The 22,065-nt window shown below is 44.1% G+C and carries 11 protein-coding genes; 4 read left to right on the top strand and 7 right to left on the bottom strand.

The genetic code is table 11. From position 1 onward, the window contains the following. Window positions 1–38: 38 nt before the first annotated feature. Window positions 39–1,961: an amino acid permease gene (locus K1X82_09565; GenBank protein MBX7182348.1), complete on the bottom strand. Its 1,923-nt coding sequence runs from the start codon at window positions 1,959–1,961 to the stop codon at window positions 39–41. Window positions 1,962–2,190: 229 nt separating this feature from the next. Between K1X82_09565 and K1X82_09560 the strand changes: the two genes are divergently transcribed. From K1X82_09560 to K1X82_09545, 4 genes are all read left to right on the top strand, one after another. Next, window positions 2,191–3,234 carry a M42 family metallopeptidase gene (locus K1X82_09560; GenBank protein ID MBX7182347.1) on the top strand — a complete coding sequence of 348 codons (1,044 nt, stop codon included), beginning with the start codon at window positions 2,191–2,193 and terminating at the stop codon, window positions 3,232–3,234. A 21-nt stretch (window positions 3,235–3,255) separates the two neighbouring features. Further along, window positions 3,256–3,993: a glycosyltransferase family 2 protein gene (locus tag K1X82_09555; protein MBX7182346.1), complete on the top strand. Its 738-nt coding sequence runs from the start codon at window positions 3,256–3,258 to the stop codon at window positions 3,991–3,993. Next, a complete protein-coding gene (locus tag K1X82_09550) occupies window positions 3,990–4,292 on the top strand; it encodes a DUF4286 family protein (protein ID MBX7182345.1) in 303 nt (100 codons plus the stop codon). The genes K1X82_09555 and K1X82_09550 overlap by 4 nt, the downstream gene beginning before the upstream one ends. A 206-nt stretch (window positions 4,293–4,498) precedes the next feature. Further along, window positions 4,499–12,085 (top strand): hypothetical protein, encoded by a 7,587-nt coding sequence (locus tag K1X82_09545; GenBank protein MBX7182344.1) that lies wholly within the window; start codon window positions 4,499–4,501, stop codon window positions 12,083–12,085. Between the two features lie 655 nt (window positions 12,086–12,740). On the opposite strand, the gene K1X82_09540 is transcribed toward K1X82_09545, so the two are convergent. From K1X82_09540 to K1X82_09515, 6 genes are read right to left on the bottom strand one after another with little or no spacing between them, the layout of a single operon-like run. Continuing rightward, window positions 12,741–13,868 (bottom strand): ATP-binding cassette domain-containing protein, encoded by a 1,128-nt coding sequence (locus K1X82_09540; protein ID MBX7182343.1) that lies wholly within the window; start codon window positions 13,866–13,868, stop codon window positions 12,741–12,743. Further along, on the bottom strand, window positions 13,868–14,614 hold the full coding sequence (locus K1X82_09535) for a hypothetical protein (protein ID MBX7182342.1): 747 nt from the start codon (window positions 14,612–14,614) through the stop codon (window positions 13,868–13,870). Before K1X82_09535 ends, K1X82_09540 begins: the two co-directional genes overlap by 1 nt. Next, window positions 14,604–16,238: a hypothetical protein gene (locus K1X82_09530; protein MBX7182341.1), complete on the bottom strand. Its 1,635-nt coding sequence runs from the start codon at window positions 16,236–16,238 to the stop codon at window positions 14,604–14,606. Before K1X82_09530 ends, K1X82_09535 begins: the two co-directional genes overlap by 11 nt. Before the next feature lie 14 nt (window positions 16,239–16,252). Further along, entirely contained in the window at window positions 16,253–16,828 is a 576-nt protein-coding gene (gene rdgB, locus K1X82_09525; protein ID MBX7182340.1) for an RdgB/HAM1 family non-canonical purine NTP pyrophosphatase, read from the bottom strand. Window positions 16,829–16,844: 16 nt separating this feature from the next. After that, window positions 16,845–17,507, bottom strand: coding sequence for a DUF4159 domain-containing protein (locus tag K1X82_09520; GenBank protein MBX7182339.1), 663 nt, complete (start codon window positions 17,505–17,507; stop codon window positions 16,845–16,847). Between the two features lie 52 nt (window positions 17,508–17,559). Beyond that, complete coding sequence (locus K1X82_09515) at window positions 17,560–21,726, bottom strand: T9SS type A sorting domain-containing protein (protein MBX7182338.1); 4,167 nt, start codon at window positions 21,724–21,726, stop codon at window positions 17,560–17,562. Window positions 21,727–22,065 lie beyond the last annotated feature (339 nt).

Raw genomic sequence — 22,065 nt, 5'->3', positions numbered from 1 at the left:
CTGAATCCAACCATCTGGATTACAAACCTTTCCTGAATTTAACCGACTTTGGCTAATTTGGAGTTTTTATAGCTGTAACCAAAATAGATAATTAGTCCAACCACCAGCCAAATTCCAAAACCTATCCAGTTTTTTAGTCCCAGTTCAGCCATCATATAAAGGCAACTGGTTAAACCAAGCAAGGGAATTAGTGAAAATTGTTTGGAAATGCTCAAAACGGTAAGACCCAACACCACCAGTAAAAAGGTCCAATGCGGAATTTTATGGCGGAAAAGTTCCCAACCGGAGCTGTAAATGGCCTGTTTGGAAAATCCCGATGCCTGTAGGGAAGATGGCAATTGATCTTCGGGAAGGGCGGTAAAGTAACTTTCCAAATCTCCTTCCGATTTTACAAAATTTAAAGAATCTGAAGCAGAAATATGAGTTTTAGCTGCTGATATTTGTTCCGGAGAAGCAGAAGTTAAAATATCGGAAACCGGATTTAACTGAGGAGCATTGGTAATAAAATTCTTGGTTTGTGTGGGGAAGTAAATCAAAGCGACGCCAATACCAATAGCCACCAATGCCGGCATTACAAAGCGGGAATTGATATAAGGTGTTTTAAAACTGCCTTGAGGTGAGCCAGGAGTTGCATTGAGTTTTAACACTCCGGCACAAACCAGAACAAAGGCAAACAAGGTGCCAATAGAACAGAGGTCGGTAACAAAGGTGAGGTTCATAAACAGGCAAGGAATAACAACTACAATTCCGGTAATGATAGTGGCAAAGGAAGGGGTTTTAAATCGGGGATGAATTTTAGAAAAGGCTTTGGGAAGCAATCCATCGCGACTCATGGCCATCCAAATACGGGGCTGGCCCAATTGGAAAACCAAAATCACCGAGGCAGTGGCAATAACGGCGCTAACGGCTACAATTTTTGCCATCCATCCCACATGTATGTAATCGAAAACAAAGGCCAGGGGATCGCCAACGGCCAGTTTATCATAACTTACTATTCCGGTAAGAACCAAGGCAATGATAACATACACCACTGTGCAAATCAGAATGGAATACATCATTCCCCGAGGCAAATCACGTTGGGGGTTTTTGCATTCTTCCGCGGTGGTGCTAATGGCGTCGAAACCAATGTAGGCAAAAAACACCGATGAAACACCTTTCAATATTCCTGAAATTCCGTTTGGAGTAAAATCTGACCAGTTTTCAACATTTACATATTGGGCTCCAACAATTATTACCAGCAGAATAACGGCCAATTTGACTAATACCATGAAGTTTCCGGCATTTTTTGATTCTTGAATTCCCCTGTAAACTAACCAAGTCATTAAGATCAGAATGGCAATAGCCGGTAAATTAAATATAAGTTTAAGTCCGGCAAAATCAGGTGCAGTTTGGTAGGCTGTTACAGCATTTTGCAAGGATAAATCAAGGTCTGAAAAGCTTTTTCCGGCTTGAAGCAGAGCCTGGGCTTTGTCGAAATTTTCATAGGCGGAAACGATGTCCATCCTAAGCCATTGAGGCACTTCCCAGGCGGTGTTTTCGAGTAATCTGCAAAAGTATTCTGACCAGGAAATGGCAACGGTGATGTTTCCGATGGCGTATTCCATGATAAGTGCCCAGCCTATAATCCAGGCAATTAATTCACCAAATGCCACATAGCTATAAGTGTAAGCGCTACCTGAAACAGGAACCATGGAGGCAAATTCGGCATACGCAAAAGCAGCAAAGCCACATGCAATGGCGGTAAAGATGAACAGGAAAATTACTCCGGGTCCACCATTAGCGCTGGCAGTACCAATGGTGCTGAAAATACCGGCACCGATAATGGCTGCAATACCCAAAGCGGTTAAATCTCTAACGCCTAAATTTTTGTGTAGGGAAACTTCGTGGTCGCCATGTCCGGCATTAGCTTCGGCCATAATTTTCTCAACCGATTTCTTTCTAAATAGTTTACTCATGTTCAAATTCCTGCATTGCAAAGCTAAACGCAAGTTTGAATTGGGCAATTTTGTTGCTGCGATTTCCCAATTTTTTATTCAAGTTCAACCTTTTGTACCCCACAATTAGCCCAATCTGGCAAGTGTGGAAGAGCCGGCAAGCATAATGGTCTTGAGACTCAACGACAAGCAGCCACAATTGTAGTCGATAAATTCAACAGCTTTTCCTACTTTTGCCATTCTTGATAAAATAGTTATGGCCTTAAATTTTGATCTGTTGCGTTTGGTTCACGAAACGCCGGGAGCTCCGGGGTACGAACAACGTATTCGCCAGGTAGTTATGAATGAAGTAAAATCCCTGGTGGATGAACTTTATACCGACAATATGGGAAATGTGTATGCTGTAAAGAAGGGTAAGGAAAGAAAGAAGGTAATGGTTGCAGCCCACATGGACGAGATTTCCTTTATTGTGAATCACATTGATGAAAATGGATTTTTGCGTTTTCATCCTTTGGGAGGTTTCGACCCCAAAACGCTAACCGCCCAGCGTGTAATTGTCCATGGTACCCAAGATTTAATCGGTGTGATGGGAAGTAAGCCTATTCATGTGATGTCTATGGAAGAAAGGGCTAAAACAGCCAAAATAACTGACTATTTTATCGATTTGGGTATGAAAAAGGAAGATGTAGAGAAGTTGGTTAAACCCGGTGATGTCGTTACCAGAGAACGTAGTTTGATTGAAATGGGTGAATGTATCAATGGTAAATCTATTGATAACCGAATAGCTGTTTATATCCTGATCGAAACACTGCGTCGTTTAAAGGATGTTCCATATGATGTGTATGCAGTATTTACGGTTCAGGAAGAAATTGGGGTTAGAGGTGCTCAGGCTGCTACCCTAAGCGTTCAACCTGATTTTGGTTTTGGCCTTGATACGACCATAGCATACGACGTACCAGGAAGTATTGCCCATGAGCAAGTAACTAAGCTGGGAGATGGAACGGCCATTAAAATTATGGATTCCAGTGTGGTTTGTGATTACAGAATGGTTGCCTATATGAAAGAAGTGGCGAATAGACATGAAATTAAGTGGCAGCCTGAATTATTACCAGCCGGAGGAACCGACACCTCAGCGTTGCAAAAAATGACTGCCGGTGGTGCCATTACCGGTTGTGTTTCTATTCCTACTCGTCATATTCATCAGGTAATTGAAACTGCTCACAAGCAAGATATTGAAGGAAGTATCTCCCTTCTGACTCAATGTATTCAGGAACTTAATACCTATAATTGGAGCTTTTAAGGCTTTGGTCTTCCAACACAAATGGGAAAAAAATTATCGGTTGTAATTCCTGCTTACAATGAAGAGAAAACCATCCATTTAATTTTGGATAGAGTATTGGCTGTTGAATTATTGCAAGGAATCGGAAAGGAAATTGTTTTAGTTAATGATTGCTCTACTGATAATACCAAGGAAGCCATAGAGCGATACATTCAACATCACCCTGAAGCGGAAATCAGACTATTTAATCTTAACCAAAACAGCGGAAAAGGTGCCGCATTGCACAAAGGAATTGAAGAATCACAAGGAGATTGGATTGTGGTTCAGGATGCCGATTTGGAATATGATCCGGAGGAATACAATCTTTTGCTTAAGCCTATGTTAAGTGGTTTTGCCGATGTGGTATATGGTTCCAGGTTTATGGGTGGAAACCCCCACCGTATACTTTTCTTTTGGCATACCATAGGCAATAAAATCCTCACCTTTATTTCCAATATGTTTACCGATTTAAATCTTACCGACATGGAAACCTGCTACAAGCTTTTCCGTGCCGATATCATCAAAAGTTTGATTTTGAAGGAGAAAAGATTTGGTTTTGAACCGGAGGTTACCGCTAAAGTTGCTCGATGGCCTAAGGTTAGAATTTATGAAGTAGGAATTTCCTATTACGGAAGAACTTACGATGAAGGCAAGAAAATAGGTATGAAAGATGCCTTTCGGGCTTTGTATTGCATAATTTGGTACAACATCATTGATCGAACCTATTTGAAAAAATCATGATCATCTACAATGTAACCGTAAATGTGGAGGACAGCATCCATTTGGATTGGTTGAACTGGATGAAGACTAAGCATGTAAAGGATGTGGTTGGAACCGGCTGTTTCACCTCGTATCGCATGTGCAGGTTATTGGGAACTGAAGACTCAGGTGTAACTTACGCAATTCAGTATTTTGCTTCTTCCCTTGCAGAATTCCATCGGTACGACCAACACTTTGCACCTAAATTGCGCCAGGAAGTATTGGATCGCTATCAGGATAAGTGTTTGTCATTTCGAACTTTGATGGAGGTGGTAGACTAAATCGTTGTGGTATACCACTTTTTTAGGATAGGAAGCATTCACTTTAGGATTGAATTTGGTGTCCACCCCAAAAGGAAAGTAGTAGTCTAGGAAATTGGTAGTCTTTTTGTGGTTGCTTGTCGAAAAATGTAAGACCAACTTGAAATTATGGTAGATTAGCAATCCCAATTTGATACTTACTACCAAAACTATCCCCTCCTATATTTATGTTTAAAAATGTACTCCTTTCTGTAGGTTTTATTTGTTTTTTTAGCTTTCAAAGTTTTTCTCAGGCTCCTCAAGCATTTAATTATCAGGCCGTTGTAAGAACCGGTTCCGGTGAATTATTAGGCAATCAAACCGTTTCATTCCGTATTTCCATATTAAATGGGAATTCCGAAGGGGATGTCATTTATCAGGAAAAGCATTTGGCTCAGACCAATGAATTGGGTTTAGTAGTGTTTTCTATTGGTAAAGGTTCTCCGACAATTGGTGAATTTAGTACTATTGATTGGGGGGCTAACTCCAGATGGATAAAAGTAGAGTTTAAAAAATTGGAGGATACCGATTATACTTTGACCGGTGTAACGCAATTATTGTCGGTTCCTTATGCTTTATATGCAGAGAATGCCGGAGGAGCAGACCGTGCCATTGATTTTGTGGGTACAAACGGACAAACCATTCGAAACAATGCCGGAACCTGGGAGGCAACTTCGACCATTTTTAACAATGGCACCAATGTTGGAATTGGAACTACTTCACCTGTTCAGAAATTGGATGTTACGGGAAATTTGAATTTGGCTTCCGGATTTGGAATTCGATTTAACAATGCGGAGATGATTCATTCCAGAGGGGGTAGTGGTAACTTATTTCTTGGATTAACGAGTGGTTTAGCTGTTACAACCGGAACTTCCAACTTTGTGGGTGGTCAGAATTCAGGCAGAGCGCTAACAACAGGTAATCAGAATGTTATTTTGGGAACAAACGCCGGGCGGCTATTAACAACCGGTTATCAAAACGCTTTTATTGGTGTAAATGCCGGATTTAGTTCCAATGGTTATGAAAATGCTTATATCGGAATGAATGCCGGTTATTACAATACCGGATTCAGAAATACATTTATTGGCCGGAGTGCAGGATTTGGTACGGATGGAGTAACTACCGGCTCCAATAACACGTTTATTGGCAGTTATGCAGGGACCTTAAGTACAACAGGATCAGGAAATTTGGCTTTGGGTACCAATGCTCAAGTTGGTGCTACAACAAGCAATGCAATTGGAATAGGTAATAATGCCAATGGGGAAGGTTTAAATAGCATTGCCATTGGTTATAATGCCAAAGCAACGGCAACAAATTCTACAGCTATTGGAACCAATTCAACTGCAACGGCAGCCAATGTGGTGGTTTTAGGTAGCGTTTCAGGTGCCAATGGAGCTACAATAACAGCCAATGTTGGTATTGGTACTACAGCACCGGTTAGCCGTTTGCATGTAGTTGGCCAAACCCAAGTGGATGGACAATTAAAAATTACCGGAGGTAACCCCGGTGCCGGTAAGGCTTTGGTTTCCGATGCAGCGGGCTTGGCTTCCTGGCAATCCCTTTCCTCGTCCAATGTAAGCGCTCCAGGGTCAGATAAACAAATTGTTTTTAATGATGGAGGAGTTTTAGGTGCCGGTTCGAACTTTGTTTATGATAAAACAACCAATCAGTTAGGGGTAGGAACAGCCACACCAAATGCATCAGCGGTTGCCGATTTCACCTCCTCCAACAAAGGGGTATTATTTCCTCGACTTACCACCACTCAAAGGAACGCTATTGCAAGTCCACCCGACGGTTTGGTGATTTATAACACAACGATCAATTGTTTCGAATTCAGACTTGGCGGTGCCTGGAAATCCAATTGTGATACTTGTGCAACCGTTTCAGCCTCGGCAGGTGCAGATCAAACCAACCTATGTCCTTATACCTTAGCACTTTCGGGCAATACTCTTTCGCCCGGTTTAACTGGTTTGTGGACCATTGTTTCCGGTACAGGTGGAACACTTTCCAGTCCAACTTCACCCACATCTAACTTTACAGGCTCCTCCGGATCAACTTATGTATTGAGATGGACGGTTACCAATACCTGTGGTGTTTCAGTTCATGATGAAGTAAGTTTAACCTTTCAGACAGGCACAACTTATTATCCTGACCAGGACGGGGATGGATTTGGTACTTTTTCCGGGTCAGTTGTAAGTTGCCAACAACCGGTTGGATTTGTAACTATGGGTGGGGATTGCAATGATGCTAACCTAAACATTCGTCCGGGTGCAACTGAAATTTGTGGAAATACCATTGATGATGATTGTGATGGTCAGGTTGACGAACAATGTTGTCCAGTTGGGCAAACCTTTTGCGGAAGCGGTTGTGTAAATTTAGTAAATGATATAAACAACTGTGGATCTTGTGGACATGCCTGCAATTTACCCAATGCTATAAGTGCTTGTAATGCCGGAGTTTGTGTTTTAGTTTCTTGTCAAAGCGGATGGTCCAATGCCGATGGAATAACTTCCAATGGTTGCGAGTTTAACCTTTCTACACCTATATCAGCAGATGCAGGACCTGATCAAACTTTGTTCTGCACCACTACAGCTACCTTGGCAGCCAATACTGCAGCTCCTGCAATTGGGTTGTGGACTATCATTTCCGGAACCGGAGGAAGCATAACCACACCAAGTTCTGCCACTTCAACTTTTACCGGTCAATTGGGAAATACGTATACCTTAAGGTGGTCGGTTGGAAATGGGGTAAACACGGTAACTGATGATGTTCAAATTAGTTTTAATTCTTGTCCAACTGTAGCCAATGGTACCAATACCTGTGTTAATGGGGTTTGTGTTATTACTTGTACTTCCGGATTTGCCAATTGCGATGGAAATCCGGCCAATGGATGTGAGGTAAACCTTAATAACAATGTGTCGAATTGCGGAGCATGCGGAAATACTGGTACTTCATTGCCAAATGCTACCCCGACTTGTGTGAACGGTTTAATTACAATTGCCAGTTGCAATAACGGCTGGGCTAATTGCAATGGTAATGTTGCTGATGGCTGTGAATTACAAATTAGCACGGTTGCCGCCAATGCAGGTCCGGATCAATTAAATGTTTGTGGAACGAATACTGTTACATTGGCTGCAAATAACCCTTCCATAACCGGAACAAAAACATGGACTGTAGTTAGTGGAACCGGTGGATCTTTTAGTTCTACCAGCAATCCTACGGCTACCTTTACCGGAGTGATAGGTCAAACCTATACCTTGCGTTGGAGTATCAATGTCACCGGATGCGGAGCAGCTTCAAGTACTGATGAGGTAATTATTTCGTTTCCGGCAGCACCCACTGTCGCAAATGCAGGTGTAGATCGTCCTAATACTTGCGGTTCTTCCTTCACCTTATCCGGAAATACCCCTGGCGCAAATGAAACTGTTTTATGGACAATTCAAAGTGGAAGTGGTGGAAGTTTTTCTCAAAATAATATTGCAGCACCTGTATTTTCTGGTGTTCCAGGAGAAACCTATGTTCTTCGCTATACCATAACAAATAGCATTTGTGGATCATCCAGCCAGGATGAAATGCAACTTACTTTCCGTTATAATGATGCTGCCAATGCAGGTCCCGACCAGTCCGGGGTTTGCTCAACAACCACCTTGGCCGGAAATACACCACTAAGCAGTTCAGGAACCTGGACAATTATTTCAGGAACCGGAGGAAGTTTTGCAAATGAGAATTTGGCTACAACTACCTTTACAGGTATACCAGAAACTACCTATACCCTCCGATGGAGTTTTTCAAATAGTTGTCAATCTTCCTTTGATGAAGTAAGCATTGCCACGGGACCGGCAGTTCCACCTTTTTCCAGAGTTCCGATTAATTTTAATGCCGGAACTAATCAACTGAATGTTTGCGGAACTTCAACCAATCTTGCTGCTTCCGGATTAACTCCCGGAAATACCGGCTTATGGACCATCGAATCAGGAACCGGTGGTAGTTTTTCAAATGTGAATAGTCCAACGTCCTTGTTTACCGGATTACCGGGAACCACCTATCAACTTCGTTGGACTGAAAGCAATAGTTGTGGTTCTATCTTCGCACTGGTTAGCATTAGTTTCCGCCCTTCACCTGTTTCCAATGCAGGTCCTGATCAACTAGTAGTTTGCAATACCTTAACCGTTAATTTGAATGCCAATACACCTTCCACTGTTTTCGAAACCGGAACATGGTCTGTTGAATCCATATCAGGGCAAGGCAACGTTTCCAACTTTTCCTCTCCAACCAGCCCCACTTCCACCTTTACGGGGTCTGCAAATACCAGCTATTTGTTGGTTTGGAATATGAGCGATGGTTGCAGTATTCAAACAGCAAGGGATACGGTTCAAATTAGTTTTGGAGGATTGTTGCCAACTTCCAATGCAGGTCCAGATCAACTGGCTTTATGCGGAAACAGTGCTACCCTGGCTGCTAATAGTCCCGGTATAGGAAATAGTGCTGTTTGGTCCATAGTATCAGGAACAGGTGGAAGCATTAGCAATATAAACGCCAATAACAGCGGGTTTACAGGAATTCCGGGTAACAGTTATATTCTTCGTTGGACGATTTCCAATTCTTGTTTTACAGTGAGTGATGATGTAACCATTTCTTTTGTGCCAACCCTCACTGTTGCCAATGCCGGAATAGATCAAAGTGCTGTTTGTGGAACGTTTACCACTGTGGCAGGAAACACCCCGATGGAAGGATTGCCTTCCTGGAGTATCACTTCCGGAACGGGTGGTTCTTTAAGCATGATAAATGCAACCACTGCCAACTTTTATGGAGTTGCCGGTTCTACTTATACACTCACCTATTCAATTACCAATGCCTGTGGAACAAGCTCGGATAATATGCAGGTTGTATTTAATGCGCCTGTTTCGGCACAGGCCGGGGCAGATCAGTTGAATATTTGTGGCTCATCAACCATTCTTCTTGCCAATTATCCGGTTTCAGGCAGTACCGGAACCTGGACAATTGTTAGCGGCTTCGGAGGAAATTTTCAAAATACGGCTTTCCCAAATACTACTTTCCAGGGATCAACCGGATCTAGCTATACTTTACGTTGGACTATTAGCAATTCCTGTTCGAGTACGTTTGATGATGTAGTAGTTTCTTTCTTACCGGAAGTTACTACTGCCAATGCCGGTCAGGATCAATCCAATATTTGTGCAACCACTACGGTTAACTTAGCCGGAAATCAACCGGGTGTCGGAAGCGGAACCTGGTCTATTGTTTCCGGAACCGGAGGAAGCTTGGCAAGTGCCTCCAGTTCAACCAGCCAATTTACCGGTTTGGCTTCCGGTTCTTACACCTTGCGTTGGACCATCACCAATGGTTGTGGAACTTCCTCAGATGATGTAAACATAAGTTTCGGCCCTGCCAATCCAACCATTTCCAATGCCGGACCGGATCAGTTGCAAAAATGCGGCACTTCGGTAACTCTGGCAGCAAATACTCCAACAGTTGGAACGGGAGCCTGGTCCATTATTAGTGGAACAGGAGGAACAGTAACTACCACTTCCAGTGCCACCAGCACATTCACCGGAACTGCCGGTTCTACTTATACCTTGCGTTGGACCATTTCCAATAGCTGTGGAACCTCCATAGATGATGTAGTAATTAGTTTTGTTCCAACAATAACTACAGCTAATGCCGGATTGGATCAAACCCTTACCTGCAATGTGCCAACTAATTTGGCAGCTAATACGGCTGTAAATGGCACGGGAGCCTGGAGTGTTGTTTCCGGAACCGGAGGAAGTTTCGGTTCAAGCACGGCTGCTACTTCTTCATTTTCCGGAACTGCCGGAACAGCCTATACCTTGCGTTGGACGATTTCCAATGGTTGTACCACCAGCACTGATGATGTAGTAATTACCTTTGGCCCTGCAAGCCCAACAACTTCCAATGCCGGACCGGATCAGTTGCAAAAATGTGGTACTTCGGTAACTTTGGCTGCCAATACGGCAACCGTTGGAACCGGAGTCTGGTCCATTATTAGTGGAACGGGCGGAACAGTAACTACTACTTCCAGCGCTACCAGCACTTTTACCGGAACTGCCGGTTCAACCTATACCTTGCGCTGGACTATTTCCAATAGCTGTGGAACTTCGATGGATGATGTAGTAATTAGTTTTGTTCCAACAATAACAACAGCTAATGCCGGATTGGATCAAACCCTTACCTGCAATGTACCAACTAATTTGGCAGCAAATACGGCTGTAAATGGCACGGGAGCCTGGAGTGTTGTTTCCGGAACAGGAGGAAGTTTCGGTTCAAGCACGGCTGCCACTTCTTCGTTTAGCGGAACCGCCGGAACCGCCTATACCTTGCGCTGGACCATTTCCAATGGCTGTACCACCAGCACCGATGATGTGGTAATAACCTTTGGCCCTGCAAGTCCAACAACTTCCAATGCCGGACCGGATCAGTTGCAAAAATGTGGCACTTCGGTAACCCTGGCTGCCAATACAGCAACCATAGGTACAGGAGCATGGTCCATCATCAGTGGAACAGGTGGTACCGTAACTACTACTTCAAGTGCCACCAGCACCTTTACCGGAACTGCCGGTTCAACCTATACCTTGCGTTGGACCATTTCCAATAGCTGCGGAACCTCGATTGATGATGTTGACATCAGCTTTGTACCAACGCTCACAACCGCAGCAGCAGGCTCTGACCAGTCGTCAGTTTGTGGTGGAATAGCAACCCTGGCCGCTAATTTACCTTCGAACGGAACCGGAGCCTGGTCAATCGTTTCAGGAACCGGAGGAAGTTTGATTTCTTCTTCACTTCCTAATACACAATTTACCGGAACTGCCGGTTCTACCTATACCTTGCGTTGGACTATCTCCAATGCCTGTACCTCCAGCACCGACGATGTAACCATAACCTTTGGACCTTCTTCTCCTGCTCAGCCATCTATCTTTAGTACCTCTCAATCAACCGTTTGTCAAGGACAGGACAATGTAAATTACAGTGTTAACCTTGTTTCCGGATTAACCTATACCTGGACCTATACCGGAACGGGTGTAACCATGACTAATTCAGCCAATTCGGTTTCTATTGATTTTACCAGCACAGCCACCGGAGGCGAATTAAGTGTAGTAGCATCCAATGCTTGCGGTCAAAGTCCGGCCAGATCCATTTCTGTATCTGTCAATAGTCCTGCAGTAGCGTCCATTGAAGGACCAACTTGTGTTTGGAGCAATATAACAACTCAATTCAATGCTCCACAATCGAGCAATTCAACCTACAATTGGTCTTACTCCGGTACAGGAATGTCAATTGTCAATGGATCAACTTCAACTATTAATGCCATATTTTCATCAGCGACTTCCGGCACCTTAACCTTGACCATGATGGATCAGTGTTTAAATGTTTCAACCGCCAGCAGATCCATAACCATCAACACCTGCACCTTGTGTTTGGGAACCAATCAATTTCCTGCTTCTACCGTAGTGTTGGCAAATTCAGGAACTATTGAAGCAGTTGGAACTTCTGTATTTGCCGGTGAATATTCTGCAGTTACTTTGGCAGCAGGAAAGTTCTATCGCTTTTCCAGTACAGATGGCACCGATAGATTAACCTTAACCGATCTTTCCAACGTAGGTATTGCAAGTTCTACCGGTGAATTGGTTTATTTTTCCTCAACTACCCAAACTGTTCGCTTGCATGTTCATACCAATTCGTCATGCGGAACAGAGTCTGTAGGTCGATCAACCAAGGCCATTTGTTTAAATTGTAATTAGTTTAGGAAGAATATTTGTTGATTTTTTTGGCGGGCTCCCAAACGCCTTACTAACAACTTGGTTTTGAACCGACTTTTTGCTTGGCGTTTGGGCCACGCTTTCGGCTGTAGTCCTCGTCCCCCTAGGCTATCGCCATAGTGGTCCTGTGGGCTACTTGCCTCAATCGTTGCCCGGGGTGCAAACCCAAGCAGAAGTTACTTATCCAGCGTACCCTAATTGATATAAGTTGGGCTAGCACCTGCTTATTACAAAACTAAACAAATTGGGTTCAGTCCGGGTAGGGATAGCAGTGGAAAGCCCACAGGCGACCGTGGCGTTAGCCCGGGCGGCGAGGACTTGAAACGAATAGCCCGACCCGAAGCCCATTGCAGGAAATTAGACTTTTGCAGGGAATGTGGAGGGCGTAGGGGACCCGCCAAATTATTTTATCCCAAAATTGTCAATAGAAATTTTAAACTACGTTTCGAGACAAGTGTTAGTAAGGCTTTCAAGTAATTTTAGTTTGAAAGAAAACCTAACTAACACTAGCTCGGGATTAACCCAAATCATCCCACATCCCATCGCGCTTGTCATTTGTTCACTTCGTTTCAAATGACAATTTTGGGTTTATATCAAGGTAATTTGGAAATGTTTCTAGCCTAATTTCTAGCCTTTTTTAGGTAATAGGAAGAATGGTAAAATTGCTTAAAACCGGACCTTGAATTTCCGATGGATTTTCGTACTTATCGTGAATAGCGCCAGAAATGGGCATTTCAAGACAATTTTGTTTCCAATCGTGGATGGTATGACCGGAGCGCAAAAACAAGCTTACGCCATAATTGTCGGGAATAAGTGGGGGTTGGAACTGTAGCAATACCTGGTTTAGGCCGGGCTGGGTAAGGATTGTTTGATGCAGAAACCGGTTAGAAAAGTGCATTAAACAATTTCCGTTTTTATCGTTGATATTGATTCCAAGGTCAATTTCGGCAGGTTGCGGGGTAGAAATGGTTAAGCGAAGTTGTGCAATTTGATTGGTTTGGATGGGATATTGCAGCCATTCGGCATCCAGGAAGCCATATTCGCTAAGTGGCAAATCCCAGGTTTTCTTTTGGGTAGCCTCCAGGGTATCCAGGCCCAGGTATGAATTCAACACCTCGGGAGTAGGTCCGGTTTTTAAGAGTTTACCCTGATGAAGCCATGCCGCATGTTTGCACAAGTTTCGAATACTATCTGCCTGGTGAGATACCAGGAGAATGGTTCTTCCGGCTTGATTCAGACCTTGAATTTTCTCGGAGCATTTTTGTTGGAAAAAGCTATCTCCAACTGCCAATACTTCGTCGAGTAAAATGATGTCGGTATTTACGTGAGCTGCGATGCTAAAGGCCAGTCGCATGGTCATGCCGGTGGAGTAGGTTCGAATTGGCTGGTGGATGACATCTTCGAGACCTGCGAAGGCGATAATTTCATCCTGGAGCAAGGAAATATCGTTTCTGCTCATGCCTAACAAAGCAGCGTTGAATTTTAGGTTTTCCATGCCCGACAAATCGGAGTGAAAGCCTGCCCCTAATTCAATCAGGGAGGCTACTTTCCCTTTTCGGAGTATGGTGCCGGAGCTGGCTTGAGTAATACCTGCGAGTAGTTTTAATAGGGTTGATTTTCCCGCACCGTTTCGACCGATAATTCCCCAACTTTCGCCGGATTGGATGCTGAGATTAATATCCTCCAAGGCGCAGGTTTTTTTACTACCCCAAAAATTTAGGGGATAGTATTTGGAAACCTGGTTAAGTTCGAGAATGGCAGGCATTAGAAATCGGCTAATTTGGAGGCGGTTTGTTTAAAGAGAATAAATCCGGCAAGGAAGTAAAAGATGCTGATTAATAAGGAGTTGTAAGGGAAAATCGGGAAGGAACAATGTCCGACATGGTGAAAAAGGAAAAAGGTATGTTCATATCTCATGAAGCCGGCCAAAGGATTTACCAGGTCAAAGAAGGATGCGCTTCCATCGTACTGAAAGAAGCGAGAGCTTACAAATCCGAGCAGGAGCAGGAATGGAACCAGATGTCGCAGTTTGGGAAAGCGAAAAAGTGTGGAAGTTAAGAGGGCTGAAATGCCAATGGCAAAAGGGAAAAGAGCTAATAGAAGGAAAGGAATATGAGCCAATTGAAAAAGAAGGTCAGGGTAGTAGAAGAGAGTATAAAACATGAAAAGTAGGAGTCCGATAGTCCAATCGGCCAGGGAGAGGCAAAGTGGGAGTAGGAGTAGGATACTGCGAGGAAAGGGGTTTTTTCGGATGAGGTCGCGGTGAGAAGAAGCCATGGCTGCCGTATTGGTTAGAAGGGAGGAGAAAAAGAGCCACCACATCAAACCGAAGAAAAATTCGTGTTGGTTTTTGAGGGTAGAATTGGGTCCGAGGCTACCATATTTGAGCAAAATCATGACGGAGGGATTAGCCAAAAGGATTAGCAAACCCCAACCCCATTGGCCATATCGAACCAACCATTCTCTTCGCCAAAAGGCAAGCAGCAGGTGAAAGTAGGAATTAAGGCTCATGGAGTTTGTACAAATGAAGGTGGGAATAGCTTTTTTGAAGTTCCCAAACCGAATCGGTCAGGCTGATATTTTTATTGCAAAGTAAATGGGTAATTCCTTGTTGACGTATGTCTGTTTTGGAGAAGGATTTCGGGTTATTGAAAAAAGCGATGTTCCATTCCTGCCGGCGTTTCCATTCCGGAAGAGCAGGAGAAAAATACACATTGGCATCGATATAAACGGCTGTTTTTGCTCGGAGACGAACCGATTTAAATTCGAGGGGGAATAATAAAACCCGGTTTGAATCAGGAGTTGATCGCAATTCTTTTTCCGCTTCCCATTCGGGCAATTTGGCAAGTTCCATGGTTTCGAAGCGATGTTGAAGAACACCAAGTGCCGGTAGGGCTAAAACCAATAAGGCGGGGGCAAGGTTTTGGGATTTGGGAAGATAGGCAAGACCAATTCCAAGTAATGCGGCTATTAAGATTCCTTGGAAAGCCAGTTTTTTCCAGGTTTCCACAAAGTTCGGATTTAGGTTTCCAAACACTTTGAAGCTTAGTTCGGCTGCAAGAATTCCCAGGAATAATCCGGCTATAAGTCCGGTCACCTTGGGTGATGCGCTCAACCAGTCGCTAAGTTTGGATAGAAAAAGAAAAAGCGCAACCGGCATTAGAATTACACTCATGCGCCAGGGAGCCAGATTAATAAGGAAAACGTTTTTCCAAACCAAGGCCAAAATGGAAAGGCTTAGGCATAAGCCGAGTATAGCCAATAATACTTGTCTATGCCAGTTTCGGGTGAAAAACCCAAAAACAACCACCATAAAGCCGGCTTTAAAATAGGTTTCTAAGTTTAACCAATGCAACGGGTCCAGGTGGGGATTGTTCTGAATGAAGTATTCTGAGGCGAGTTTGAATTCGGTGTTGTTGGGTTTGAAATAGGTGTAGCTGTATGCTAGATAGGGCAACCAGGCCACACTCAAGCAAAGAAGCAAGGGCCATTCTGCCAGAATTTTTTTGGGATAGTAGTAAAACACTACCAGTAAAATCATTCCACCAAGCAAAATATAATTGGCATGGAAGGCTCCGACAATGCTTAAACAAATCAGGAAACCTTTCCATTTTTGTTGAATGGAATAAACCAAAGCGAGGAGCAGGAAAACGCCCCAAGCACTTGGTTGCAGGTAACCAAATAACAAACCCTGGCCGGCGATACCATGGTGCCAAAACCACCGTAGGTCGAGGTTAAAAGCATGGTTCATGAAACCACTCCAAACAAATGAGGAATGAGCTACAAGAAACAAGCCCGGCAATATCCAGGTCTGCCTATTTAGTTTGCCTTGGAGTAGTTTAGAAAAGGAAACGAAATAAACCACTGCCAGTAAAAAGAAGATAAGGTGAGAGGCGATGGGATAAAACCAAGCCGGGACGTATTTAAACAGGATTGAAAATAAGGGAAAGGGGTCGGGCTGAACCGATAAAAAGTCATGGTTTAGAAGCTGATTCAGGCTGGTATTGTATGACCAGAAGAAATAAGGATCCTGATTGCCAAAAGGAAAGGGGAAGGGGCTGATAGTCCAGAACAATGAAAAGCCAAAGAACCAAGGCAGCAATTGATTAAGTAGGCCGGAAAGTCGATTTGCCATCAGTTGGTCTGGGTTTATTGTCCTTCAATAAAGGTAAGGAATTTTTGGAATGCTTTTGCCCGGTGACTATATTGATTTTTTTCGGAGAGGGACATTTCGGCAAAGGTTTTGGTTTCTCCTTCCGGAATAAAGATTGGGTCGTAGCCAAAGCCATTTTCACCACGGGGTTGAAGGGTTAAATGTCCGCGAATTATGCCTTCGAACTGATAAATTCCGTTTTGGTCGCGGTAGCTGAGTATGGTTCTGAATTGGGCAGACCGATTGGAAGAATTCCCTAGTTCGGATAAGACAAGCTGAAGATTAGCGAGGTCGCTTTTAGGTTCTCCGGCATAACGTGCAGAATAAACTCCCGGACGGCCTTGGAGGGCATCTACTTCCAGTCCGGAATCGTCGGCCAAGGATGGTTTTAGGCAATGGTTAAAAACAAAATTTGCTTTTAACGATGAGTTTTCTTCGAGTGTGGTTCCGGTTTCTTCGGGTTCGGGAACCTCCAGTTCGGCGGCTGACACAACCGAAAATCCTTCGGGAAGGAGGCTTTTTAGTTCGAGAATTTTTTTGGAATTGTGGGTGGCAAAGACAAGGGTAGTCATGGGCTAAAGGTAAGCACTACTCTCCTCCGGTGAATGCGTATTGAATTAAATTGGCTCCCATTTTTAATGCTTTTTCTCTAGCTTCCGGACTATCGCGATGTACTTCAGGATCCTCCCAACCATCGCCTAAATCACATTCTACGCTATAAAAACAAACCAAACGACCTTGGTAAATTAAACCAAAACCTTGGGGTGGCTTGTTGTCATGTTCATGGATTTTAGGCAATCCATTTTTGAATTCGAATTTCTGATGGTAAATGGGATGAGAATAAGGCAATTCAACCAAATCCAATTCCGGAAATACCTTTTTTAATTGTGGTCGAATAAATTTATCCATCCCGTAATTATCGTCAATGTGCAGAAAACCACCAGCCATTAAGTAGTTGCGAAGGTTTTCCGCTTCCTTTTCTGAAAACACAATGTTTCCATGTCCGGTGATATGCATAAAAGGGTAATTGAATATTTCAGGACTACCTACTTCAACAATGGCTTGTTGGGGATCAATACTTGTTCCCAGGTTTTTATTACAAAAGGAGATGAGGTTGGGTAAAGAGGTTTGAAGGTTGGCATACCAATCTCCTCCACCATTGTACTTTACCAAGGCAATTTTAATGGTTGGATTTCCAGGCTTGAATGACAGCAAAGCCACCAAAGGAAAAATGAGCAATACCCTTTTCATTGTTTACAAAGGTATTGCTCATTTTAAAATAGTGTTTCAAAAAAAATCCAAACTATTTTTCTAAAATCAATTTTTGAACGGTTTTGAAATCGGTATTGCGAAGTTCAAGTGTATAAATACCATTGGCTTCCTGTTCCAGATTCAACGGAATGGAAATGGAACCGGGATTTGTTTTTACCTCCTGAAACAGAATGGTTTTACCAATAATATCCCTGATTTGAATCTGCAAGGTGCTTGTTTTGTTACCGGAATAGTTTATCATAAACAAGCCGGTTGAAGGATTAGGATAAATATTCCAATTGCCGGTCGTAAGAGGATTGTTGATTCCAACAGTAATTACATTGTACGGTGCCGATGGGCTTGACGAACAGGTTCCGTTGGTGGTTACTACGGTATAGTTTCCAACTGCTGTTGGGGTATACGTTTGCGAAGTAGCACCGGAAATGATAACCCCATTTAAGAACCACTGGTAACCGGAAGCCGGACTTGAAACCAAATCATTTCCGTTGGCAGTAATTACCGGAGTTGCAACCGCATCTACAACAATGGTTAAGGTATTGCTGCTGGCGTTGCTTGGGTTGGCACAGGCAGTCGATGAAACTACCTGGCATTGAATGGTTTCTCCACCGGTAAACGTTGAACCGGAAAAGGTTGCCGAATTAGCCCCGTTTTGTAAAGTGTTGTTTACAAGCCATGAATAGCTTGGGCTAGTTCCACCATTGCTTACATTGGCGTTGAAGCTAATGGCATCACCCGGACAAATGGTTGTATTGGCAGGATTACTGGAAATGGAGATTGTAGGAACAACTGTTGGTAAGGCAATGACAGCTGAGCTTGCAGCCGGACTGCTACAATTACCTGATGTTATCACCACCGAGTAAGTTCCTGCATTAGCTGTTCCTGCGTTGGTAATACTTGGATTTTGTTGGGTACTGGTGAAGCCATTTGGACCTGTCCAGGCATAACTTGCATTGCTTATAGCCGGGGTGGATAAGTTGATGGTATTTCCAACACAAACCGGACTATTCGTGGTGATAGTTGGAGTAGCCAAAGCGCTATTAACCACTACTGATATGGAAGCCGGCTGGCTGGTACAATTGCCCGAGCTAACAGTTAAAGTATACGTTCCGGCATTGGCCGATGTTAAATTAGTAATGCTTGGGTTTTGTTGAGTACTGGTATATCCGTTTGGCCCGGTCCAGACGTAGGTGGCACCGGTAACGGTAGTACTCAAGTTGAGTGTTCCACCGGAGCAAACCGGACTATTGCTGGATGCATTGGGGGTGGTGGCTGAACTATTTACTGTAACGGCTACTGTACCTGCCAAACTGCTGCAACCATTGGCAGAAACAACCAAAGAATAGGTTCCTGACATGGAAGTGGTGGCATTGCTAAGGCTAGGGTTTTGCTGGGTGCTGGTGAACCCGTTTGGTCCGGTCCAGGCATAAGTGGCATTGCTAACTGTGGCCGTACTTAAATTTAAGGTGGCACCGGCACAAATCGGGGCATTGGAGGAAGGACTTGGTGTAGCAGGAGCATTGTTTACCGTTATGGCAACCGTTCCGGCCTGGCTGGTACAACCATTAACTGTAGTAGTTAGGCTATAGGTTCCCGACATAGCCGATGTGGAATTACTGATGCTGGGGTTTTGTGAGGAGGAACTAAACGATGAAGGTCCTGACCAGGCATAGGTGGCATTGCTTACAGCATTGGTGCTAAGGTTAATGGCATTTCCTGAGCAAACCGGACTATTTCCGGTTGGAGTAGGGGTGCCTGGGGTTTGATTAATGGTTACTGTTGCACTTCCGGCAGCACTGGTACATCCATTGGCAGTAATGGTTAAACTATAGGTTCCCGACATAGCAGTGGTAGCGGATGAACGGGTAGGATTTTGGCTGGTACTGGTATAGGAATTTGGTCCCGACCAGGCATAAGTGGCTCCGGCAACTGTTGCAGTAGTAAGGTTAAGGGTGTTTCCGGAACAAAGTGGACTATTGCTGTTTACCACCGGTGTTCCAGGAACCGGATTAACGGTCATAGTAATTGAATTTGATGTTGCCGGGTTATTTGTTACTCCAGCTAAATTCGAAGTTAAAACGCAGGAAACTACATCTCCGCTTGCCAGGGTAGTTGTTGTAAAAGATGCACCTGTCGCTACATTCACCCCATTCACCTTCCATTGGTAGGAAGGAGCAGATCCACCATTGGTAGCCGATGCCGTAAAGGTTGCTGAGCTGCCTGCACAAATGGGATTGGTTCCACTGGTTTGAGCTATGCTAACTCCGGCCTGTACCGATGCAGTAATAGCAGTTAAGTTTATATTGTCTAAATAAACCGTTTGTCCCCAACCGGCTCTGCTGCGAAATGCAAACTTGATATTGGATTGTCCAACGTATGGCGTTAAATCAATGGTTTCGGTTCGCCATTGGCTGGAAGTCGGAACAAAAATAGCATTGGATTTATCCGGCGCAGTAGCCAAACCGGAACCACCTTTGTTATAAAGACGGGTCCAGGTTACACCACAATCGGTTGAACACAGAACAATAAGGGAATCGATATTGGTGGAATTGTAACGGGCATGAGCCACGTCAAAAGTAAGAGTAGCGGACGAATAGCCTACCAAGCCAAAGGTTGGAGTCAGCAATTCGTCAATAGTTCCGGCATTCGTAGTATTGGGTGAATAGTTATCCATTCGGGCCGAAGCAGAACTTGTTCCGAAACCTCCCGCAGTAGTTGTACGGGTCCAGGTACCATCCCCATTGCTGTTATTGAGAGTCCACCCGGTTGGTACAAAAGTAGTACTCTGAAAACCTTGCGAAAAGGGCAAAGCAGTTAAGGTGGGGGTAGCAATAGTAAATGAAACCGTGCTGGCATCATTCGAAGTGTTTTGGTCGGCAGAGCCATTGGGCAAGCTTGAACTAGCTGTAAAGGTATGGGTTGCTACTGAAAGAGAAGGACTTGCAGGTAAGGTAATAGAAGTAGTAGCTCCGGACGCCAAACTCCCGCTCCAGGAGTAGGTGGAAGCAGTGCCTCCATCGTAGGAGTAGGTAATGGTTGCAGAGGTAACGGTAGAACTACCCGAATTAGATAAAGTAATTATTGGAGTTACGCTGGTATTGCAGCTCGAACTTCCGGCAACCGGATTGGTTATTGCCGTAACTCCAATATCCAGTGCATACGGGGTGTTGCATTTGCCCGAAGAGTTTAAACCAATCCGGTAAGTGCCATTGGCCATGGCGGTTTGCATTCGTGTTGATTGGTTGAGGGTGAACATATACATACAGGCATCATCCGAGTAGTCCATGTAGTTCATAAACATTTCTCCTGTTGTATTTCCGGAGCATCCTCCTGTGTTATAGGGATGGCTTTTGCATCCATAATTGGCCGTTTGGGCTGCCGGAGTATCGCCGCAATAATCCGTTGCACAGGTTCCATCACCCCATACGTGACGCAATCCCAGCCAATGCCCAATTTCATGGGTAGCGGTTCTGCCCAGGTTATATGGAGAGGCTGCCGATCCAATATTTCCCCAAGCGGTATAGTTAATCACAACTCCGCTGGTTGTAGCTGTTTCTACACCCGACAAACCGGTAAGTCCGGATCCTGCCGGAAACGAGGCATATCCCAATAATCCGCTTGCATCAGCCGCTGTTACCCAAACATTCAGGTACTTGGTCGGATCCCAAATGGTGGCCGGTTTAATGGTTTGATCGAAATAAGATTGCAAAGCGTTGGAACTCATGTTGTTGGGGTCTGACCATCCCCTGCTAACACGGTTAATTCGTTCAATTCCATATTCAGACAAAATATTCCCGCTTGGGTCCACTTTTGCCAAACAAAATTGAATACCTGTATTTCCTGCTTTCACACTGTTAAACACCGATGGAACACTGCTTATATCGGCATTGGTTCCGGCATAGTCGGCATTCAGAATAGGAATTTGCGATTGGGCCTGAGCCATTGAAATATTAGGCCCTGATCCAACTGCTGTTCCGCTATGAATTATATGGATAATAACCGGAATGGTGTAATTAATGGCCTCTGTTCTATTAAACTGCTGATTGGCAACATATTCAGCTACTTTTTGCGAAAACCATTCCTCATATTCCGGTGGTGGAAGTTGGGTTCCGCAGGTACGCTGAGGCGGAACGGCAGTTTGTGAAAATAAATAGCTTGAAAAAGTTAAAAAAGAAAGAAGAGTAAACAGTCCTTTTTTCATGTCGGGGTAAAATCGGATGGCAAATGTAAAGCTTTCAGTAACAAAGGGAAATAGGTGAAACTTTCTTGTTTTGACCCCAGAATAATACAAACGTTTAGTAGGTTGAAAACTAAATAATTCGGCTAGTTTTTTTGGGTTCCATTGGTTTTAAGAATTTGGCGGGCCCCCTTCCGCCTTCCAAGTTTACTGCATTTTTTAAACCTATTGCGAGCGGCGTTCGGGTCACGCTATCGGTTGTAGTCCTCGTAGCACTTGGCTAGCGCCGCGTGCTCCTGTGGGCTACTTACCTCTATCGTCAGTTTGTCTAAAAACCACCTTTAGACGCCATTTTTCGTTTAA

The organism is Bacteroidia bacterium, assembly GCA_019695265.1.
Classification (GTDB): Bacteria; Bacteroidota; Bacteroidia; order JAIBAJ01; family JAIBAJ01; genus JAIBAJ01.
Note: the sequence above shows the minus strand (reverse complement) of the source record. Positions and strands in the feature narration are given on the sequence as shown.